The sequence below is a fragment of the Stenotrophomonas sp. YJH_SMC_131 genome, assembly GCF_059367975.1.
In genome coordinates, this window is sequence record NZ_JCAFRJ010000002.1 from 198423 (window position 1) to 217998 (window position 19576).

19 protein-coding genes and 2 pseudogenes are annotated in these 19576 nt (G+C 67.1%); 12 read left to right on the plus strand and 9 right to left on the minus strand.

What is annotated here, in order from left to right; all coding sequences use genetic code 11:
• Positions 1-59: 59 nt before the first annotated feature.
• From AC5P56_RS04750 to bioA, 4 genes and pseudogenes are all read right to left on the minus strand, one after another.
• Positions 60-173, minus strand: a pseudogene (locus tag AC5P56_RS04750) (16S rRNA (uracil(1498)-N(3))-methyltransferase); the annotation flags it as partial.
• Positions 174-330: 157 nt separating this feature from the next.
• A pseudogene (locus AC5P56_RS04755) lies at positions 331-444 on the minus strand (16S rRNA (uracil(1498)-N(3))-methyltransferase); the annotation flags it as partial.
• Between the two features lie 157 nt (positions 445-601).
• Positions 602-1339 carry a 16S rRNA (uracil(1498)-N(3))-methyltransferase gene (locus AC5P56_RS04760; protein ID WP_401735498.1) on the minus strand — a complete coding sequence of 246 codons (738 nt, stop codon included), beginning with the start codon at positions 1337-1339 and terminating at the stop codon, positions 602-604.
• Positions 1330-2721 carry an adenosylmethionine--8-amino-7-oxononanoate transaminase gene (gene bioA, locus AC5P56_RS04765; protein WP_049441317.1) on the minus strand — a complete coding sequence of 464 codons (1392 nt, stop codon included), beginning with the start codon at positions 2719-2721 and terminating at the stop codon, positions 1330-1332. Before bioA ends, AC5P56_RS04760 begins: the two co-directional genes overlap by 10 nt.
• A gap of 77 nt (positions 2722-2798) precedes the next feature.
• Here bioA and nudE point away from each other — a divergent pair, with 77 nt between their 5' ends.
• From nudE to AC5P56_RS04805, 8 genes are all read left to right on the plus strand, one after another.
• Positions 2799-3362 carry an ADP compounds hydrolase NudE gene (gene nudE / locus AC5P56_RS04770; RefSeq protein WP_005418435.1) on the plus strand — a complete coding sequence of 188 codons (564 nt, stop codon included), beginning with the start codon at positions 2799-2801 and terminating at the stop codon, positions 3360-3362.
• Positions 3359-4162, plus strand: coding sequence for a 3'(2'),5'-bisphosphate nucleotidase CysQ (gene cysQ / locus AC5P56_RS04775; protein ID WP_014038179.1), 804 nt, complete (start codon positions 3359-3361; stop codon positions 4160-4162). The genes nudE and cysQ overlap by 4 nt, the downstream gene beginning before the upstream one ends.
• A gap of 13 nt (positions 4163-4175) precedes the next feature.
• Entirely contained in the window at positions 4176-5015 is an 840-nt protein-coding gene (mazG, locus tag AC5P56_RS04780) for a nucleoside triphosphate pyrophosphohydrolase (RefSeq protein ID WP_014648086.1), read from the plus strand.
• On the plus strand, positions 5012-5341 hold the full coding sequence (locus AC5P56_RS04785; RefSeq protein WP_014648085.1) for a YnfA family protein: 330 nt from the start codon (positions 5012-5014) through the stop codon (positions 5339-5341). The genes mazG and AC5P56_RS04785 overlap by 4 nt, the downstream gene beginning before the upstream one ends.
• A 218-nt stretch (positions 5342-5559) precedes the next feature.
• On the plus strand, positions 5560-5862 hold the full coding sequence (locus AC5P56_RS04790; RefSeq protein WP_014648084.1) for an Mpo1-like protein: 303 nt from the start codon (positions 5560-5562) through the stop codon (positions 5860-5862).
• Between the two features lie 157 nt (positions 5863-6019).
• Positions 6020-7132 (plus strand): glycine cleavage system aminomethyltransferase GcvT, encoded by a 1113-nt coding sequence (gene gcvT, locus AC5P56_RS04795; protein ID WP_014648083.1) that lies wholly within the window; start codon positions 6020-6022, stop codon positions 7130-7132.
• Between the two features lie 93 nt (positions 7133-7225).
• Positions 7226-7621, plus strand: a complete 396-nt coding sequence (gene gcvH / locus AC5P56_RS04800) for a glycine cleavage system protein GcvH (protein ID WP_014648082.1) — start codon at positions 7226-7228, stop codon at positions 7619-7621.
• A gap of 775 nt (positions 7622-8396) precedes the next feature.
• Positions 8397-8891, plus strand: a complete 495-nt coding sequence (locus tag AC5P56_RS04805) for a hypothetical protein (protein WP_014648081.1) — start codon at positions 8397-8399, stop codon at positions 8889-8891.
• Between the two features lie 124 nt (positions 8892-9015).
• On the opposite strand, the gene AC5P56_RS04810 is transcribed toward AC5P56_RS04805, so the two are convergent.
• On the minus strand, positions 9016-9909 hold the full coding sequence (locus AC5P56_RS04810) for a LysR family transcriptional regulator (protein ID WP_014648080.1): 894 nt from the start codon (positions 9907-9909) through the stop codon (positions 9016-9018).
• Between the two features lie 114 nt (positions 9910-10023).
• Here AC5P56_RS04810 and AC5P56_RS04815 point away from each other — a divergent pair, with 114 nt between their 5' ends.
• On the plus strand, positions 10024-10782 hold the full coding sequence (locus AC5P56_RS04815) for an SDR family oxidoreductase (RefSeq protein ID WP_241887036.1): 759 nt from the start codon (positions 10024-10026) through the stop codon (positions 10780-10782).
• Between the two features lie 102 nt (positions 10783-10884).
• Here AC5P56_RS04815 and AC5P56_RS04820 read toward each other — a convergent pair whose 3' ends face one another.
• The gene (locus AC5P56_RS04820; RefSeq protein ID WP_032960851.1) at positions 10885-12285 is read right to left on the minus strand and encodes a serine hydrolase domain-containing protein; all 1401 of its coding nucleotides are present in this window, start codon (positions 12283-12285) and stop codon (positions 10885-10887) included.
• A 284-nt stretch (positions 12286-12569) separates the two neighbouring features.
• On the opposite strand from AC5P56_RS04820, the gene AC5P56_RS04825 reads away from it, so the two are divergent.
• Together AC5P56_RS04825 and AC5P56_RS04830 are read left to right on the plus strand one after the other, a co-directional pair.
• A complete protein-coding gene (locus AC5P56_RS04825; protein WP_014648077.1) occupies positions 12570-13898 on the plus strand; it encodes an NTP/NDP exchange transporter in 1329 nt (442 codons plus the stop codon).
• A 74-nt stretch (positions 13899-13972) separates the two neighbouring features.
• Positions 13973-14323 (plus strand): DUF1304 domain-containing protein, encoded by a 351-nt coding sequence (locus AC5P56_RS04830; RefSeq protein ID WP_014648076.1) that lies wholly within the window; start codon positions 13973-13975, stop codon positions 14321-14323.
• A gap of 491 nt (positions 14324-14814) precedes the next feature.
• Here AC5P56_RS04830 and AC5P56_RS04835 read toward each other — a convergent pair whose 3' ends face one another.
• From AC5P56_RS04835 to AC5P56_RS04845, 3 genes are all read right to left on the minus strand, one after another.
• Complete coding sequence (locus AC5P56_RS04835; RefSeq protein WP_014648075.1) at positions 14815-15282, minus strand: hotdog fold domain-containing protein; 468 nt, start codon at positions 15280-15282, stop codon at positions 14815-14817.
• 75 nt (positions 15283-15357) lie between these two features.
• The gene (locus AC5P56_RS04840) at positions 15358-17835 is read right to left on the minus strand and encodes an acyl-CoA dehydrogenase (protein ID WP_049441309.1); all 2478 of its coding nucleotides are present in this window, start codon (positions 17833-17835) and stop codon (positions 15358-15360) included.
• Complete coding sequence (locus tag AC5P56_RS04845; protein WP_014648073.1) at positions 17832-18749, minus strand: alpha/beta fold hydrolase; 918 nt, start codon at positions 18747-18749, stop codon at positions 17832-17834. The genes AC5P56_RS04840 and AC5P56_RS04845 overlap by 4 nt, the downstream gene beginning before the upstream one ends.
• Positions 18750-18902: 153 nt before the next feature.
• Here AC5P56_RS04845 and AC5P56_RS04850 point away from each other — a divergent pair, with 153 nt between their 5' ends.
• The gene (locus AC5P56_RS04850; RefSeq protein WP_005418411.1) at positions 18903-19505 is read left to right on the plus strand and encodes a TetR/AcrR family transcriptional regulator; all 603 of its coding nucleotides are present in this window, start codon (positions 18903-18905) and stop codon (positions 19503-19505) included.
• The last annotated feature ends 71 nt before the right edge of the window (positions 19506-19576 follow it).

The window sequence follows — 19576 nt, forward strand, 5'->3', positions numbered from 1 at the left end:
TGGCCGGCAACCCCATGATCCCGTGGATGCCGGCCAGCGGCCGGCACTACCACGAAGCCTTACCCCAGATCGCCCAACCGCGCCTGCAACGCCGCGATCGCGGCCAGCCCGACCGTTTCCGTGCGCAGGATCCGCGGCCCCAGTTGCAGCCCTTGGAATCCCGCCGATCGCAATCACGATGCCGCCAGCGGGAGCGGCTTCCTGCGTCGACATTCGCTGGCGGCCTGATCGGCAATCCGCCGGTCGGGTTCCCGGTAGTGCCGGCCGCTGGCCGGCAACCTCATGATCCCGTGGATGCCGGCCAGCGGCCGGCACTACCACGAATCAGCCTTACCCCAGATCGCCCAACCGCGCCTGCAACGCCGCGATCGCGGCCAGTCCGGCCGTTTCCGTGCGCAGGATCCGCGGCCCCAGTTGAAGCCCCTGGAATCCTGCCGCTTGCAATCACGATGCCGACAGCGGGAGCGGCTTCCTGCGTCGACATCCGCTGGCGGCCTGATCGGCAATCCGCCGGTCGGGTAGCTGGTAGTGCCGGCCGCTGGCCGGCAACCTCATGATCCCGTGGATGCCGGCCAGCGGCCGGCACTACCACGAATCAGCCTTACCCCAGATCGCCCAAGCGCGCCTGCAACGCCGCGATCGCGGCCAGTCCGGCCGTTTCCGTGCGCAGGATCCGCGGCCCCAGTTGCAGCCCCTGGAACCCTGCTGCGGCCAGTTGATCGCGGTCGCGTGGCGACCAGCCGCCTTCCGGGCCGATTGCAATCACGATGCCGCCAGCGGGAGCGGCTTCCAGCGTCGACAGGCGATGTGCTCCCTGCGGATCCAGGGTCAGCCGCAGCGAATCGGCTGGCAGCGCCGCCGCAGCCTGCGCCAGCGACAGCGGCGATCCTACCGGCGGAATGCGCGCGCGCCCGGACTGGCCGCAGGCCGAGGTCACCACGTTGTTCCAGTGCGCCACGCGCTTTTCCGCCCGTGCCGCGTCCAGCTTCACCTCGGTGCGCTCGGCGTTGACCGGAATGATCGCGACCACACCCAGCTCGGTGGCCTTCTGCAGGATCAGGTCCATCTTCTCGCCACGGGCGATGCCCTGCAGCAGGGTGATCGCCAGCGGGGATTCGTTGTCGATGGCCTGCACGGCGTCGATGCGGACCTGCACCTCGCGCTTGCCGGCCACGGTCAGCGTCGCGCTGTAGTCGTGGCCATCGCCGTTGAACAGCACGCAGGTATCGCCTTCGCGCAGGCGCATCACCCGCACCAGGTGGTTGGCGGTCTCTTCCGGCAGGGTCACGGTCTGGCCGCTGTGCAGCGCCAGGTCGATGGGGCAGCGGGTCACGCGCATGCAATCGCCTCGTCGATGGCCGCCAGCGTGGTGTGCGCCAGCAGCTCCAGTTGTTCGTCGTCCACGCAGTAGGGTGGCATCCAGTACAGCACGTCGCCCAGCGGGCGCAGCACCACGCCGCGCTTGAGGGCGGCCTTGTAGGCCTGCAGGCCCAGCCGCAGGCCCGGATCGAACGGCGTGCGCTTGTTGCCGTCGCGCGACAGCTCGAACGCCACCACCATGCCGGCCTGGCGCACGTCGGCCACGTGCGGGTGGTCGGCAAACGGTGCCGCCAGCGTGCCCATCACCGAGGCGATGCCCCGGTTGCGCGCGATCACATCGTCGTCGCGGAAGATGTCCAGCGTCGCCAGCGCCGCGGCGCAGGCCAGCGGGTTGCCGGTGTAACTGTGCGAATGCAGGAAGGCGCGCTCGCGCGAGTCGTCGAGGAAGGCGTCATACAGCGCCTGCGTCGCCAGTACGGCGGCCAGTGGCAGGAAGCCGCCGGTCAGGCCCTTGGACAGGCACATCAGGTCCGGCATCACCCCGGCCTGCTCGCAGGCGAACAGGGTGCCGGTGCGGCCGAAGCCGGTGGCGATCTCGTCGGCGATCATGAACGCGCCATGGGCATCGCACAGTTCGCGCACGCGCTGCAGGTAGACCGGGTCATGCATGCGCATGCCGCCGGCACACTGCAGGCGCGGTTCCAGGATCACCGCGCAGACCTCGCCCGGGTGCTGGTCGAACAGCGTGGCCAGGCCATCGGCCGCCTGCCGTGCGCGATCGGCCGCGCTCTGGCCCGGTTCGGCCAGGTAGGCATCGGGCGACGGCGCGAACAGGCCCTCGGCCAGCAGCGGCGCATAGACGCGGCGGTACAGCGGAATGTCACCCAGCGCCAGCGCGCCCAGGGTTTCGCCGTGGTAGCCGTTCTCGAGCGCGATGAAGCGCGTGCGCCGGGGCTCTCCGCGGTTCTGGAAGTACTGGAAGGCCATCTTCAGCGCCACTTCCACGCCGGCGGACCCGTTGTCGGCGTAGAACACCTTGGCCAGCGGTTCGCGGCCGGCCTGGCGTGGCGCCAGTGCCAGCAGGCGTTCGGCCAGGGTGATCGCCGGCTCGTGGCCGAAACCGGCGAGCATCACCTGTTCCAGCTGCCCGGCCTGGGCAGCGATGGCGCCCCCGATGCGCGGTTCGGCATGACCGAACAGATTGGTCCACCAGCTGCTGACCGCGTCCAGATAGCGGTTGCCGTCGTGGTCGATCAGCCATGCGCCTTCGCCACGGGAAATCGGTACCAGCGGCAGGGTGTCCGGATGCTCACGCATCTGCGTGCACGGGTGCCACAGCACCTGCAGGTCGCGCTGCCGCCAGTGGCGGGCCAGCGGGGAGGGGGTTGGGTCTGCTAGCATTTCGGGCTCATGAACATGTTGCTGCCTGCACATTCTATCGGCCCCGGCGCAGCCGCCGGTCGCCGCGGAGATTCCGCATGAACGATGACCGTGCCGGCCGTCGCTTGCCGATCATCCATCGGATCACCGATGAGGAGAACGGCCCCTTCCAGCGCCAGCACCTGGACCTGGAGTTCTCCAACGGCGAACGCCGCCGCTTCGAGCGCCTGGTCAGCCGTGGGCACGGTGCGGTGGTGGTGGTGCCGATGCTCGACGACGAAACCGTGCTGCTGGTACGTGAATACGCCGCTGGCATGCACCGTTACGAACTCGGGCTGGTGAAGGGCCGGATCGATGCCGGCGAGACGCCCGAGCAGGCGGCCGACCGCGAACTGAAGGAAGAGGCCGGTTATGGTGCGCGCCGGGTCGACGTGCTGCGCGCGATGACCCTGGCCCCGACCTACATGAGCCACCAGTCGTGGCTGGTGGTGGCGCGCGACCTGTACCCGGAAAAACTGGCCGGCGACGAGCCGGAGGAGCTGGAAGTGGTGCCGTGGAAGCTGGCCGAACTGGACCAGCTGATGCTGCGCGAGGACTTCTCAGAGGGACGCTCGCTGGCGGCGCTGTTCATTGCCCGCCAGTGGCTGCAGGGAACGCGATGATCAAGCTGACGACGGACCTGCGCGAGACCGCCATCGCCATCGCCCAGGAAGCCGGACAGGCCATCATGCAGGTGTATGCCGATGGCTTCGACGTGCAGATCAAGGACGACAACAGCCCGGTCACCGCAGCTGACCTGGCCGCCAACCAGGTCATTGAACTGGGCCTGCGCCAGCTGACCCCGGACCTGCCGATCCTGTCCGAGGAATCGGCGCAGGTGGGCTGGGAGCAGCGCCGCCACTGGGGCGCCTACTGGCTGGTGGACCCGCTCGACGGCACCCGCGAGTTCGTCAAGCGCAACGGTGAGTTCAGCGTCAACATTGCCTTGATCTACCAGGGCGCACCGGCATTCGGCGTGGTGCTGGCGCCGGTCACCGGCATTGTCTGGCATGCCATGCGCGGGGAACTGGCCTATCGGCGGCAGGGTCTGCACGACACCGTGCTGCGCACCCGCACGCCGGCCACTGCTCCGCTGCGCGTCGCCGCCAGCCGATCGCACCGTTCGCCGGAAACCGAGGCGCTGCTGGCGCGCATGGGCCGCATCGAGACCATCGCGCAGGGATCGTCGCTGAAATTCTGCCGGATCGCCGAAGGCGGCCTGGATGTCTATCCGCGGCTCGGCCCGACCTCTGAATGGGATACCGCCGCCGGCCAGTGCGTGCTGCATGCGGCGGGTGGCGCGGTGCTGTCGGCCGCGACCGGCAAGCCGTTCCGTTACAACCGCCGCGAAACGCTGTTGAACGGCGATTTCATTGCCCTTGGTGATACCAGCCTGCCGTGGCGCGACTGGTTGTCCGACTGAACCTGGAGGCCGCATGAGCGCGCACGACACCCCTGCCACCGGCAGCGAGGCAAGCCATCAACTGGAACGCCTGCTGGTCATCATGGCGCGCCTGCGCGACCCGCAGGGAGGTTGCCCATGGGACCTGGAGCAGGACTTCTCGACCATTGCCCCGTACACCATCGAGGAAGCCTACGAGGTGGCCGATGCGATCGACCGCGGCGACCTCGACGATCTCTGCGACGAGCTCGGCGACCTGCTGCTGCAGGTGGTGTTCCACGCACGCATGGCCGAGGAGCAGGGGGCATTTGCCTTCGCCGATGTCGCACGTGCGATCAGCGACAAGATGCAGCGCCGTCACCCGCATGTGTTTGCCGATGTCAGCGTCGACGATGCCGACGGGGTGATGCGCAACTGGGACGCGATCAAGCGCGCCGAGCGTGCCGCCAAGGGCGAGCAGGACACCTCCGCACTGGCCGGTATCTCGCGTGGCTTGCCGGAATGGCAGCGCGCCGTGAAGCTCCAGTCGCGCGCGGCCAGGGTCGGTTTCGACTGGCCGGGCCCGCTGCCTGTGCTGGACAAGGCGGCCGAGGAGCTGCAGGAGCTGCGAGAGGAATTCGAGCGCGGCGATATCGCGGGCAACAAGGCGCGCTTGCAGGAAGAACTGGGCGACCTGCTGTTCGTCTGCGCCAACCTGGCCCGGCACGCCGATATCGATCTGGGCGCCGCACTGCGCGGGGCCAACCACAAGTTCGAGCGGCGCTTCCGCGCGATGGAAGCGCAGGCCGAGGCGCAGGGGGAGGCGTTGGCGGCACTGGACCTGGATGCGCAGGAAGCGCTGTGGCAGCACGCCAAGGCAGCAGAAAAAGCGTGAAGACGCTTGGCCTGTTCCTGCTGACCGCGCTGGCCGAGATCGTCGGCTGTTACCTGCCATGGTTGTGGCTGCGCAAGGGAGGCAGCGTCTGGTTGCTGCTGCCAGCCGCGGCCAGCCTGGCCCTGTTCGCCTGGCTGCTGACTCTGCACCCGACTGCCAGTGGACGGGTCTATGCCGCCTACGGTGGCGTGTACATCGGCACCGCGCTGTTCTGGTTGTGGCTGGTCGACGGCATCCGCCCCAGCCGCTGGGACCTGTTCGGTGCAGCCCTGTGCCTGGCCGGCATGGCGGTGATCATGTTCGGTCCGCGCACGCCCCCCGTGTAGCGTCGAGCCAGGCTCGACCGCGCCCACCCTTTTGTAGAGCCGAGCCATGCTCGGCTGCTTCTCCGGGGAGCAGTCGAGCAAGCTTGGCGCTACAAGGGCCAAGGCAGCCGAGCATGGCTCGGCTCTGCAACGGCCGCCGGGCCATGCCCCGCAAGCGCGCAGCGCTGCATCCCGGTAAGGCGCATGATGGCAGTGACCACGGCCCCCGGAGCACGCGCATGTCCCGCTTCGCCAGCTTCCGCGAGTTCTATCCGTTCTATCTCAGCGAGCACCGCCACCCGGTCTCGCGGCGCCTGCATTTCATCGGCAGCTGCGGAGTGCTGCTGCTGGCTGCGGCTGCCGTGTTGCGCGGCCAGCCGACGCTCCTGCTGGCCGCGTTGTTCTGCGGTTATGGATTCGCCTGGGTCGGCCACTTCTTCTTCGAGAAGAATCGCCCGGCCACCTTCCGGCATCCGCTGTATTCATTCATGGGTGACTGGGTGATGTTCGTCGACATCCTGCGTGGGCGGGTGCGCCTGTAACAGGCGGTTGCGGGGAGCGCAGCCATTGCCTCGCCCGAAAGGGAAAGGGCAAGGCGGGCCGCGCTTCCGCTTCCACGAACCGCTGCGCTGCGGCACGCCTGCGGGCGACCGATCTGGGATAATGGGAATTCCTGTTTCCTCTGCTGCCGGACCGGTCATGACCCAGAAGACGCTGCTCAACGATACCCACCGCGCCCTTGGCGCCAAGATGGTCGATTTCGGGGGTTGGGACATGCCCATCCACTACGGCTCGCAGCTGGACGAACACCACCTGGTGCGTCGCGAAGCCGGCGTGTTCGACGTCAGTCACATGACCGTGGTCGACCTGCGCGGTGACCAGGTCAAGCCGTTCCTGCGCCGCCTGCTGGCCAATTCGATCGACAAACTGAAGGTGACCGGCAAGGCCCTGTACTCGTGCATGCTGAATCCGCGCGGCGGCGTCATCGACGACCTGATCGTCTACTACCTGGGCGACGATTTCTTCCGCATGGTGGTCAATGCCTCCACCCGCGAAAAGGACCTGGCCTGGCTGCGTGAGCAGGCGGCACCGTTCGGTGTTTCCGTCGAGCAGCGCCCGGACCTGGCCATCCTCGCCGTGCAGGGCCCGCAGGCGCGCGACATCGTGATCGGCCTGGCCCGCGAAGCCGACCGTGCAGCACTGACCAAGCTGGGCCGCTTCGCCGCCCTGCAGGCGCAGTCCGACGACGGCGTCGAGTTGTTTGTCGCCCGCACCGGCTACACCGGTGAAGACGGTTTCGAGATCCTGCTGCCGCAGGATGCCGTGGTCGCCTTCTGGAACCGCCTGCTGGCGGCAGGCGTGAAGCCGGCCGGCCTCGGTGCGCGCGACACCCTGCGCCTGGAGGCCGGCATGAACCTGTACGGTCAGGACATGGACGAAGAGATCAGCCCGTATGAAGCGGCACTGGCCTGGACCGTGTCGCTGGACGAAGGCCGCGACTTCATCGGCCGCGACGTGCTGGAGGCGCAGAAGGCCGCCGGCACCGCGCGCCAGATGATCGGCCTGGTGATGGACGAGAAGGGCGTGCTGCGCCACGGCCAGGCGGTGACCACCGCTGGCGGCCAGGGCGAGATCCTGTCCGGCACCTTCTCGCCGACCCTGGCCAAGGGCATCGCCTTCGCCCGCGTGCCGGCCGGTGAACTCGGCGAGGTCACCGTCGACATCCGCGGCCGGCAGGTGCCGGTGCGCGTGGTCAAGTTCCCGTTCGTGCGCGAAGGCCAGGCCCAGCCCGGCGTGCTCGCCGACGCCTGATCCGAACGTGCCGGTCGTCACTGACAGCAGTGGCGGCCGGTTGGTTACACTAGCCCCGTTTTTTCCACCCCTGCATATCTCTGGAGCAGTCCCATGAGCGAGATCCCCGGCGACCTCAAGTTCCTCAAGTCCCATGAGTGGGCCCGTGTCGAAGGCAATGGCCGCGTCACCGTCGGTATTTCCGACCACGCCCAGGGCCTGCTGGGTGACCTGGTCTACGTCGAACTGCCGGAAGTCGGCGCCGACGCCAAGGCCGGCGAACAGATCGCCGTCGTCGAGTCGGTGAAGGCCGCCTCGGACGTCTACAGCCCGATCAGCGGCAAGGTCGTCGAGGTCAACTCGGCCCTGTCCGACAAGCCGGAAACCATCAACGAAGATGCCTACGGCGAAGGCTGGATGTTCGTGATCGAACTGACCAACGCCGAAGAGGTCAACGAGCTGCTGGACCCGGACGCGTACGCCGAAGCCCTGGAGAACGACGACCACTGAGTCGTCGTTTCCGGATTCTGGAACGGCCACCTTCGGGTGGCCGTTTTTGTTTTGGCGACCGCGTCGGACTCATGACGCGGGGTTCGCTGTGCACCCTCGGCGTGGCATCAGCCGACAGGCGAACGGTGCCGATGGGCGTGCGCAGTTTTGCGCAAATCCGCGTTTCAGCCCCGCGCCGAAGCGTTCGAATGTGAAAACTTTTCGCCCCCCGTTGCGGCGCCGTTGTGCTGGCGTTGGCGGCGGTGCCGGTGACCACCGACGATGCGCGTACGCCGTTGTGCCTTGCCTGCGCCTGTCTACGCGGAGTGCTTATTTCAAGTGTTTTTTGATCAACGCCTGCATTGGCATCGATGCAGGCAACGTGCGTGCGCGCCGCTTCCACCGTCGTTGCAGGCCGTGCAGAGTGGTGGCGCTGGCGGCGCCCGGGAAGGCGCGGATGTGAAAATTTTTCGCGGGGGTTGTTGACAGTAAAAAAAACCGTGATTAGGTTTCGCCTCAGCAGACCTTGCCTGCCCAACCGAGTGCGCAGAATCAATCGTCCGATGCGAAGCAGCCCCTTCAAGACCACCGCGACCCTGATGACGGTGGACATGGCCCCGCTTCCCCCGGAGAAATGCAAGGCAACTCCCGTTCCGATGCCCGCTCCGCCGATCGAGGCGGGCATTGCCGCATCCGTAACGGCGCGCCTGACGCGCCGGCGGTCCCCGCACGCAGCATCCGCGGGTTTGATCCAACTGGGCGTTTCAACTCCCTATCACTGACGAGGAGCCATCCCATGGCAACCAAGAAAGCTGCGAAGAAGAAGCCCGCCGCCAAGAAAGCGGTGAAGAAGGTCGCGAAGAAGGCCGCTGCCAAGAAGGCAGTGAAGAAGGTCGCGAAGAAGGCAACCGCCAAGAAGGCAGTGAAGAAGGCTGCGAAGAAGGTCGCCAAGAAGACCACTGCGAAGAAGGCAGTGAAGAAGGCGGCGAAGAAGGTAGCCAAGAAGTCCGCTGCCAAGAAGGCCACCAAGAAGGTTGCCAAGAAGGCCACCAAGAAGACTGCCAAGAAGGCCGCGGCGCGCAAGCCGGCCAAGAAGGTCGCGAAGAAGGCCACTGCCAAGAAGGCCGTCAAGAAGACCGCCAAGAAGGCAGTGAAGAAGACCGCGAAGAAGGCCACCAAGAAGGCTGCCCCGAAGAAGGCAGCGAAGAAGGTTGCCAAGCGCAAGCCGGCCGCCCGCAAGAAGAAGGCCGCTCCGGTCGCTCTGCCGGCAACCCCGGCGCCGCTGATCTAAGTACTTCCCGATAGCCGCATCCTGAAACCCCCTTCCCTGGCTGCCCAGCGGGGAGGGGGTTTTTTTATGGGCCACTTGTAGCGTCGAGTCGAGCCAGGCTCGACCGCTTTGCTGACGGTCGGCGCTAGCCGTGCGGCGCCGCTGGAAAGCGCTCCATCAGGAAGTCGAGGAAGCTGCGCAGGCGGGTGGAGTGGTAACGGTCGTGCGCATAGACCACGTGCATCGGCCGACCGGCCTGACCGTATTCCGGGAACAGCTGCACCAGACGCCCCGCCTCGACATCGGCGGCCAGCAGCAGCGTCGATTGCAGGACGATGCCAAGGCCGTGCAGCGCCGCCGAACGCAGCGCTTCGCCATTGTTGATCTGCAGTCGGCCGTCGGGCACGTGGTCGAGCTCGCCAGCGTCGTGCTGCAGCCACTGGGCAAGCGCACTCGGTTCGAACGACAGGCATTGATGGCCGGCAAGTGCGTGCACGCTGCGTGGCGTGCCGTGCCTGGCCAGATACGCCGGCGATGCGCACATCATCAAGCGATAGGGGGCCAGTGCTCGGGCCACCAGCACGCTGCTGTCGGCCAGCGTGCCGATGCGCAGTGCCGCCTCGAAGCCCTCTTCGGCCAGGTCGACCACACGATCGGTCAGCGTGGCTTCGACCCGGACATCCGGATGACGGGCCATGTACTCGGCCAGCGCCGGTACCAGCGCGTGTGTACCGAAGATCACCGGTGCGCTGATGCGCAGCGTGCCCGCCGGTGAGAGCTGCTGGTGCTGCGCCTGCGCGTCGGTTTCCTCCACCAGGCGCAGGATCTCCTTGCAGCGCGCGTAGTAGTCCTCGCCGAACGGTGTCATGTGCTGGCGCCGGGTGGTACGGCTCAACAGCTGCATGCCCAGCCGGGCTTCCAATGCGCGCAGGTGCTTGCCGGCCATCGTTGCCGAGATATCCATCGCCGCGGCTGCCGCACTGAGGCTGCCCTTGTCCACGATCAGCACGTAGACCTGCATGCTCTCCAGCAGGTTCATCTGACACCCCGGGTGTTGAATGCTGAAACCTGCGTGGAGTTTATCAATCAGGGGTGATCAAACAGCATGTCGTGCACGGACCGGATTCGCCGGCCACGCTGACAGGAGAACACCATGGACTTGAATCTTGCTGGCCGTACCGCGTTGGTGACGGGCGCGGCCAGCGGCATCGGTGCCGCCGTCGCCAGGCAGCTGGCGGCCCAGGGCGTGCGCATTGCCATCACGTCGCGGCAGCGGGCACCGCTGCAGGCGCTGGCGGCGCGGATCGAAGCCGAAGGCGGCGCTGCACCGGTCATCGTGGCCGGCGATGTCACGGTTGCCGGCGACCTCCGGTACATCGCGGACGCATCCCGTGAGGCATTGCAGCGTGTCGACATCCTGGTCAATGCCGCAGGCGGTTCCCGGCCGACCACGGTCGATGCCGATGACGATATCTGGGAGGAAGCGATCGCCCTGAACTTCTCCGCCGCACGACGGCTGACCCAGGCGCTGTTGCCCGGCATGCAGGCGCAGGCATGGGGACGGGTGATCAACTTCAGCGGTTCGATGGAACCGCGCGCGGTGAACGCGACCACCGCGGCGAAGGCGGCATTGCACCTGTGGAGCAAGGGCCTTTCGTCGGAGGTGGCGGGGCAGGGCATCACGGTGAACGCGATTGCACCGGGGCGCATCAACAGCGCGCAGATCCTGGACCGCCTGCACCCCACCGAGGAAAGCAGACGCGCGTTCATTGCCCGCAACATCCCGATCGGACGCTTTGGTGAACCGGAGGAAGTGGCGCCGCTGGTGGCGTTCCTGGCCTCGCCGCTGGCGGGTTACATCACCGGTGCGGTGATTCCAGTGGACGGCGGCATGCACTACTTCGCGCACTAGCGCTGCGGAACTGCAGAGCCGAGCATGGGCTCGACGCTGCAACGGCCAACAAAAAGGGCGACCGATGGGCCGCCCTTCGCACACACGGTCGAGCCCGCCTGGTCAGCGCGGCGAAGCCACCGCGCGGTTGCCCGAGGCGCCCTTGCCCTTGCGCTTGTCCTGCTGCGCCGGGCTTGCGCCCTCGGCCATCAGGTTGTCGCTGCCGAAGTCGGTGTCCACGTCCAGCCAGCGCTGCGCCGGCAGGCCGAGCGCCGAGTCGAGCACGGTCGGCAGCAGGCCGCTGGGCAGGCCGCTTTCGCCATTCCAGAGGATGGCGATGCCGAGGTCACGTTCCGGCACCAGCGCGACCAGGCCGCGATAGCCCTGCACGGCACCTGCATGGAACACCACGTCGTGGCCGGCGTAGTCGAAGGTACGCCAACCCAATGCGTAGCCCGCCGAGTGCAGGCGCTCACGGCGCCAGCCCGAACGCATCTCGCCCGGCGTGTTGATCAGGCTTGAATGCAGGGTGGCCAGCAGCGGTGCCGGCAGCACGTCGGGGCGATGGCCGGTGTGGGCCAGCAGCCACTGCGCCATGTCGCTGGCGCTGGCGTTGACGCCAGCCGCCGGAGCGACGCGGTAATAGGTGGGCTTGGGCGTCAGCGAGACCCAGCCGTTGCGGCTGCGCACGTGCGGACGCGCCCAGCGCGAGCTGGCCTGGATGCCGGCCAGACCGAGGCTGGCATCATTCATGCCCAGCGGCTTGAAGATGCGGCGCTCGACCGACTGCTCGTAGAAGCTGCCCGAGGCCGCATAGACCACGTCGCCGATCAGGCTGAAGGCCACGTTCTGGTAGGCGTAGCAGTCGCCCGGCAGGCATTTCAGGCTGGTGTTGGCCAGCTTCTGGGTCAGCGCGTAGTACTCGGCGTTGCCTTCGATGTCGCGGTCGTAGGCGTTGTACGGCAGGCCGACGCGATGGCTGAGCACGTCGGCCACGGTCAGGCGGTCGGTGGCTTCGGGCGAATTGAGGCGGAAGCCCGGCACGTAGTCGGTGACCTTGCTGTCCCAGCGCAGCGTGCCGTCGTTGACCAGCAGGCCGGCCATGGTGCCGGCGAAGGCCTTGGACAGCGAGGCCAGACGAAACACGGTGTGCGCATCGACCGGCAGCGGGTTGTTGACGTCGGTGACGCCATAGCCACGCGCGCTGAGAATGCGGCCGCCCTGCACGATCGCCACCGCCATGCCTGGCACGCGCTCGCCATAGGTCAGCTGCTGCGCCATCGATTCGATGTTGGCGACGTTGAAGCCAGCCGCCGGCGCCTGGACGCGCGGCACCAGACCGGTGCGGTAGGCCGCAGGCTGGGTGTGGGCGACGGTGGCAGCCGTCGCGGATTCGATGTTGGTCGGCATCGGCGGCAACGCCGGCGGTGTCTGCGCGGTGGTGGACAAGGCAACGGGCATCAACATGCCCAGCAAACCGGTGGCCGCCGAACGGATCGGACGACGCAGGCTGTTCTTTTTCATCGGTTGGACCCGTGCGCGACTGCTGATGGCGATTCTAGCGCCGCTTTTCCCCTGTGCACAAACAAAGCGAAGATGAATGCGCATCTTGTTGAAAAAGTTGGAATTTTGACGCCCCGAAAGTGTGTATCGGAACGTGTCGTCCAGGCCGGTCGTCGCGTCCGTCCGCAGGCGCGAGGGCGCGTCGCGCTGGCGATGTTGCAGTGCATTGGCTAACGTACGCGCTTCACCGCCCCGGAGCCTGCCATGCTGCTGTCCAACCGCCGTCTGTGGGCGAGGGGCGCTGCATGAGCGCTGCATCGGGCAAGGGGCCGCTGCAGGGCCTGGCGGCGGCGCTGCGCGAGTCGCCGGCGCTGTGGTGGTCGTTCCTGTACTTCTTCTGCCTGCTCAGCGGCTACTACGTGCTGCGCCCGGTGCGTGAGGCCATGGCCGCCTCGGCGGACCTGGAAACGGTGTTCCCGCCCGTGCTGATCACCTGGTTCGCCAGCCATGGCATCGCGTTGAAGGACTTCGTCCTGCAGTTCCTGTTCTCCTGCGTGTTCGTGATCATGCTGGTGCTGCAGCCGGTGTACGGCTGGCTGGTCAGCCGCTTCCCGCGCCGTGTGTTCCTTCCCGTGGTGTACGGCTTCTTCATCGTCACCCTGCTGGGGTTCTACGCACTGTTCGACAGTCACGTGCCAGGGCGGGGCATGGCCTTCTTCCTCTGGGTGATGGTCTTCAACCTGTTCGCGGTGGCGGTGTTCTGGAGCTTCATGGCCGACGTGTTCTCCAACGCACAGGCGCGTGCCTACTACGGCTACATCGGTGCGGCCGGCACCGTTGGCGCGTTCCTCGGCCCGTTGATCACCAGCGCGCTGGCCCAGCGCGTGGGCATCGCCAACCTGATGCTGGTCTCGGCAGCATTCCTGGTCGTGTGCCTGTTGTGCATCTGGCGGCTGCGGCATTGGGCGGTGCTGCGCGAACGCGAGCAGCAACTGGTGTCCGGCGAGCAACCGATGGGCGGCAGCGTGCTGGACGGCCTGAAACTGATCGTGCGCGAGCCGCTGCTGCGCTGGTTGGCGGTGATGGTGGTGTTCGGCGTGGGCGTCGGCACGCTGCTGTACAACCAGCAGGCCAGCATCGTGCGCGCGGCGTTTACCGACCCGGCGGCCAGTACCGCGTTCTTCTCGCGCATCGACCTGGCGGTGAACGCGCTGGCGCTGCTGATGCAGGTGGGCCTGACCCGCTGGCTGCTGTCGCGCCACGGCATCGCGCCGGCGCTGCTGATTCCCGGTTTCGCGATCCTGATCGGCTTCTCGGTGCTGGCAGCCTCGCCGATGCCGTTGATGGTCGCGGTGGTGCAGGTGATGACCCGCGCCAGCGAATTCGCACTGGCCAAGCCGGCGCGCGAGACCATCTACACGCGCGTGGACCGGCAGTGGCGCTACAAGGCCGGCGCGGCGATCGACACCGTGGTGTACCGCGGCGCGGACCTGGGGTTCACCTGGATCCACAAGGCACTGACCCTGTTCGGTTCGCACGTGGTGTTCATCGGCGGCGTGCTGGTGGCCGGCTTCATGACCCTGGCTGCGTTCGGCGTGCTGCGCGAAGAAAAGAAGCTGCCGCGCGACCGTTGATTTGCCGGGGTCAGAGCCTTTTCCCGCGGATAGGGCGCTGACCCCATTCTCCTTCCCTGTCCAAGGAACCGCACATGTACTGGATCGCACTCGCCCTGACCTTGCTGGTCGCACTGCTGCACGTCTATTTCCTGGTCCTGGAGATGTTCCTGTGGACCCGCCCGCTGGGCCTGAAGACCTTCCGCAATACGCCGGAGAAGGCCGGGGCCACGCGCGTGCTGGCGGCCAACCAGGGCTTGTACAACGGCTTCCTGGCGGCAGGCATCGTGGTGGGGCTGGTGATCGATCAGCCGGTGCTGGTGACGTTCTCGCTGGCCTGCGTGGTGGTGGCGGGGTGCTACGGCGCGTACAGCGTGAGCCGCCGTATTTTCATGATCCAGGCGGTGCCGGCGATCCTGGCGTTGGTGTTTCGCGCGCTGGCGTAGTTTCCAGCCAACGGCGCAGCCCCTCGTGGGTCGGTCGCGTGGAGCGGGTCATGTGTTGGGGGTGGCGGGTGGGCCGTGCAGGGGACGCTGCAAGTACGTCCATGTAAGCTCGATGGCGCCATCCATGGCGCCAACGCCCCTGAACGGCCCACCCGCCACACCCCTGACAGTTTCAGGGCGCGGCCAGCCCACGGAGAAGAAAAAGAAGTTCAAGAGCAACAGCAACAGCAACAGCAACAGCAAAAAGCGGCCGGTGGGCCGCTTTTGCTTTTGCTTCTGCCCTTCTTTTTTCTCTTGCGTGGGTGGACGCCGCAGAGATGCGTCCGAGGCTGGGGGCGGTGGGGTCGCGGGGATGTCCGCGGCATGGATGCCGCGGCCAAGTCCCCAGGGATGGGTTCACGGCGTCCCCCGCGAACCCACCGTCCCCAGCCTAACCAGGGCTTTCCGCGATCAACCGTCCACCCACGAGGGGCTGCGCCGTTCGCGGGAACCTACTTCGCCGGCGACAACCACATGTCGATCACCGCGCTGAACACCTCCGTGCCCGCACGGTCGCGCACGCTCACCGTCACCGGCAGGGCATAGCCCTCGGCCGCGACGACAATCGGCTGTGCCGGCAACGCCACCGCCTGCAGCGTGCCACGTGCCTTGGCCAGGTACTGCACCTGCATCCCCTTCGGGATCCAGCGCATGCCCTTCGGCAGCGATGCATCGACCATCAACCCGGCGGTCAGTTCGGCCAGGTTGCACATCGCGATCGCGTGCACCGTGCCGATGTGGTTGCGCACCCTGCGGCGGTCGGCCAGCGTGCCTTCGCAGCGGCCGTGTTCCAGGCGGGTGATGCGTGGCGCGATGCTGGCGAAGTAGGGCGCCTTGAAGCACACCGCGCGCGAGAACAGCCAGGTGCCGGCGGGCCAGCGCTGCAGCCGGTGGTAAAGCGAGAGCAGGGGCGTGGACATGGTGGGTATTCCGGTCGGCGGATAAAGCGACGGCGGGCCGAGGCCCGCCGTCGAAGCAACGCGTGTCGCGGGCGATCAGGCTGCCTGCGAATGCGGGTCCTTGTGCTGGCGGTCGTAGTAGCTGGCCGCGCGCAGTTCGTGGGTGTCGAAGTCGTCCACGCTGATGGTGTCCAGGGTCAGCGTGCGCAGCTCTTCCAGCAGGCTGCGCTCATCCTGGGTGATCACGCCCTCGGCCACGGCTTCGTCCAGCTGCGCCTTGAAGTCCAGCGCCTCGATGCCCTTGCTCTTCAGCGCCTTCAGGAACTTGCGCTCCACCGGCTCGGCCATGATCGCCTTGCTCAGGTAGCTGTTGATACGGCCGCCCGGGTTGTTCTCGCACGGGGTCAGGAACACGCCACTGGCCAGACGGTCGCGGGCTTCATTCGGCGCCATCAGCAGGGCGGCGACACGACGGCTCAGGCGATCGCCCGGAGCCTCGGCACGACGGCCCAGCGGGAAGATCAGTGCCCACATCAGCCAGCCGATCGGACGGATCGGGAAGTTGCGCAGTGCGGCCGACAGCGACTCTTCGATCTTGTGCACGCTGTCATGGAAGGCCCAGGCCAGCAGCGGCTGGTCGGCCTGCGGTGCGCCTTCGTCGTGGTAGCGCTTGAGCATGGCGCTGGTCATGTAGACGTGGCTCAGCACATCGCCCAGGCGGCCGGACAGCGATTCCTTGAACTTCAGCTTGCCGCCGAGGGTCATCATCGAGATGTCGGCCATCAGCGCCAGGTTGGCCGAGTAGCGGTCCAGCTTGCGGAAGTAGCGGCGGGTATAGGCGTCGCCCGGGGCGGCACCGAAGCGCGCGCCGGTCAGGCCGAACCAGAACGAACGCACGGCATTGGAGATGCCGAAGCGGATGTGGCCGAACAGGCTGCGGTCGAAGTCCTGCAGGCCGGCGCGGGTATCCGGATCCTGCGCGGCCTTCATTTCCTTCAGCACCCACGGGTGGCACAGGATCGCACCCTGGCCGAAGATCAGCAGGCTGCGGGTCATGATGTTGGCGCCCTCCACGGTGATCGCGATCGGCGCGGCCTGCCAGCTGCGGCCAGCGAAGTTGCGCGGCCCCAGGATGATGCCCTTGCCGCCGATCACGTCCATCATGTCCGAGATCACTTCGCGACTCATGGTGGTGCAGTGGTACTTGGCGATCGCCGACGGCACCGACGGCACGTCGCCACGGTCAACCGCGGCGGCGGTGGCCTGCGACAGCGCACTGATCTTGTACGCCTTGCCGCCAATGCGGGCCAGCGCTTCTTCCACGCCCTCGAAGCGGCCGACCGACAGGCCGAACTGCTTGCGGATGCGCGCATAGGCGCCGGTCACCGCGGCACCGGCCTTGGCACCACCACTGGCGGTGGACGGCAGGGTGATCGAGCGGCCCACGGCCAGGCACTCGTTGAGCATGTTCCAGCCCTTGCCGGCCATGGCCGCGCCACCGATCAGCTGGGTCAGCGGAATGAACACGTCCTTGCCGCGGATGGGGCCGTTCTGGAACGTCGAGTTCAGCGGGAAGTGGCGACGGCCGATTTCAACGCCGGCGGTGTCGCGCGGCAGCAGGCCCAGGGTGATGCCGATGTCGCGGGTATCGCCGATCAGGCCATCCGGGTCGTACATGCGGAACGCCAGGCCGATCAGCGAAGCGACCGGGGCAAGGGTGATGTAGCGCTTGTCGAAGGTGAGCTTGACGCCGAGCACCTGCTCGCCGTTCCACTCGCCCCTGCAGACGATGCCGTAGTCCGGGATCGAGGTGGCGTCGGAGCCGGCGAACGGACCGGTCAGGCCGAAGCAGGGCACTTCGCGGCCATCGGCCAGGCGCGGCAGGTACTGGTCCTTCTGTTCCTGGGTGCCGTAATGCACCAGCAGTTCACCCGGGCCCAGCGAGTTGGGCACGCCGACGGTGGAGCTGACCACCGAAGACACCGACGCCAGCTTCTGGATCACCTTGTGGTGGGCCAGTGCGGAGAAGCCCAGCCCGCCATATTCCTTCGGGATGATCATGCCGAAGAACTTGTTCTTCTTGATGAAGGCCCACAGTTCCGGCGGCAGGTCCGCATGGACATGGGTGATTTCCCAGTCGTTGACCATCGCGCACAGCTCTTCCACCGGGCCATCGAGGAAGGCCTGTTCCTCGGCGGTCAGCTGCGGCTTGGGATAGTTGAGCAGGATGTTCCAGTCCGGATCACCGGTGAACAGTTCGCCCTCGAAACCGACCGAACCGGTTTCCAGTGCGATGCGCTCGGTCTGCGACAGCGGCGGCAGCACCTTGCGGAACACCTTCATCATCGGGCCGGTCAGCAGCGGCTTGCGGATGAACGGCAGCAGCAGCGGCACGGCGATGACGGCCAACACGGCGGCCGCGACGATCGTGGCGGTCTGGTTGACGTAGGGAATGAACCAGCAGGCGGCCAGCAGGGCCACGCTGATCAGCGTCCAGGTAACCAGCCGCATGCGGTGGTAGGCGACGAACGCGCCTGCCAGCAGCAGGGCGAGGAAGGGAAGAACGATGCTCATGAGCGTGCTCCGGTGACGTGCTCGTTTGTGGCGGACGAAGCCGCAGCGTCCGCTGCGGGCAACACGTCCAGATAGTCCAACACAGTAGCGGTAAAGGCGTCGTTGTCATCGCCGGCGACCATATGGGTGGCCTGCGGCAGCTGCACATGGCGCGCATGCGGCGCCAACGCCAGGAACTCGGCCACGGTCTGCGGCGTGACCAGGTCGCTGCGTCCGCCGCTGACCAGCAGCAGCGGGCACTTCACCTGGCGCGCGGCCTCGGCCAGTGCGTCCTGGTGCTGTTCGCTGTCGCGGGCCAGTTCGGCCACCAGGCGCGGATCCCAGTGCCAGCGCCAGCGGCCGCGGCCGTCCTCGCGCAGCAGCGCACGCAGCGACTGCTCGGATTTGCGCGGACGGTGCGGCATGTACGCCGAGATCACGTCGGCGGCCTGGGCCAGCGAAGCGAAGCCGTCGGGATGGGCGGTCATGAAGGCGAGGATGCGCTCGACGCCGGCGGTATCCCAGCGCGGGGTGATGTCCACCAGCACCATCGCCGAGAACAGGCCGGGCCAGCGCGACTCGGCCAGCAGGCCGAACAGCCCGCCCATCGATGCGGCAACCAGTACCGGCGGGCGCGGCTGCTCGCCGGCCAGCACGATCAGGTCATCGGCGAACTGTTCGCCGTGATAGGGCAGGTTGGCGGCATTCCAGTCCGAATCGCCGTGGCCGCGGGCGTCGTAGGCCAGCGTCTGCAGGCCGGCGGCATTCAGTGCGCGGGCAGTGGCATTCCAGGCGTGGCGGGTCTGGCCGAAGCCATGCGCGAACAGCACCCGGCCGCGCCGGCCATGGTCGCTGGCGGTGGCGGCCAGGCGGGCGCCATGGGCGGCGTCCAGGCGCAGGTCATGGAACGCAGCGGGAGGTGGGGACGTAACCATACTTGCTAGTATGGATCGGTTCGGGGGGAAGTCAATACTGCACGGTATGGTGCGCTGCGGAAGTCCCCTGAATGGACCTCGCCTGGGAGGCTGCGACGGTTTCGACCGCAACCGCGTACTGCAACGAACCCCGGCGTATGGTTAAATCAGCCCATGAATCAACCTGACGCTTCCGCCGGCGAACCGCGCGCCGGCCGCAACAGCCGCCTGAGTGCCGAAGACTGGGCCCAGGCGGCCCTCGATCTGATTGCTGAACAAGGTGTCGGCGCCGTCGCGGTGGAGCCGCTGGCACGGCGGCTCGGCGTCACCAAGGGCAGTTTCTACTGGCATTTCCCTTCGCGCGATGCATTGCTGCAGGCGGCGCTGGAGCGCTGGGAACTGTTCGAACAGGAACAGGTGTTCGGCAGCCTGGAAGACGTGCCGGATCCGCGCGTGCGCCTGCGCCAGCTGTTCCAGATGGTGGCGCATGAAGTGCAGCCGCACATCATCTACAGCGAGCTGCTGAAGGCACTGGATCATCCGATGGTGCGGCCGGTGATCGACCGCGTCTCGCAGCGCCGCCTCGATTATCTGGTCGCGTCGTTCCGCCAGGCCGGCCTCAGCTCGACCGATGCACGCCATCGCGCGCGCCTGGCCTATGCCGCCTATGTCGGCTTCCTGCAGTTGTCGCTGCAGCTGCAGCAGCCCAAGCAGGCACGCGAGGATTTCGAAGCGTACGTCGAGCATCTGATCGAGACGCTGATTCCGAACGGATGAGCGCCCGGGAATGATGTCGAAGGAAGGCCGCGGCGACACCGCGGCCTTTTTTGTTGCGCGCCGGCCAGCCT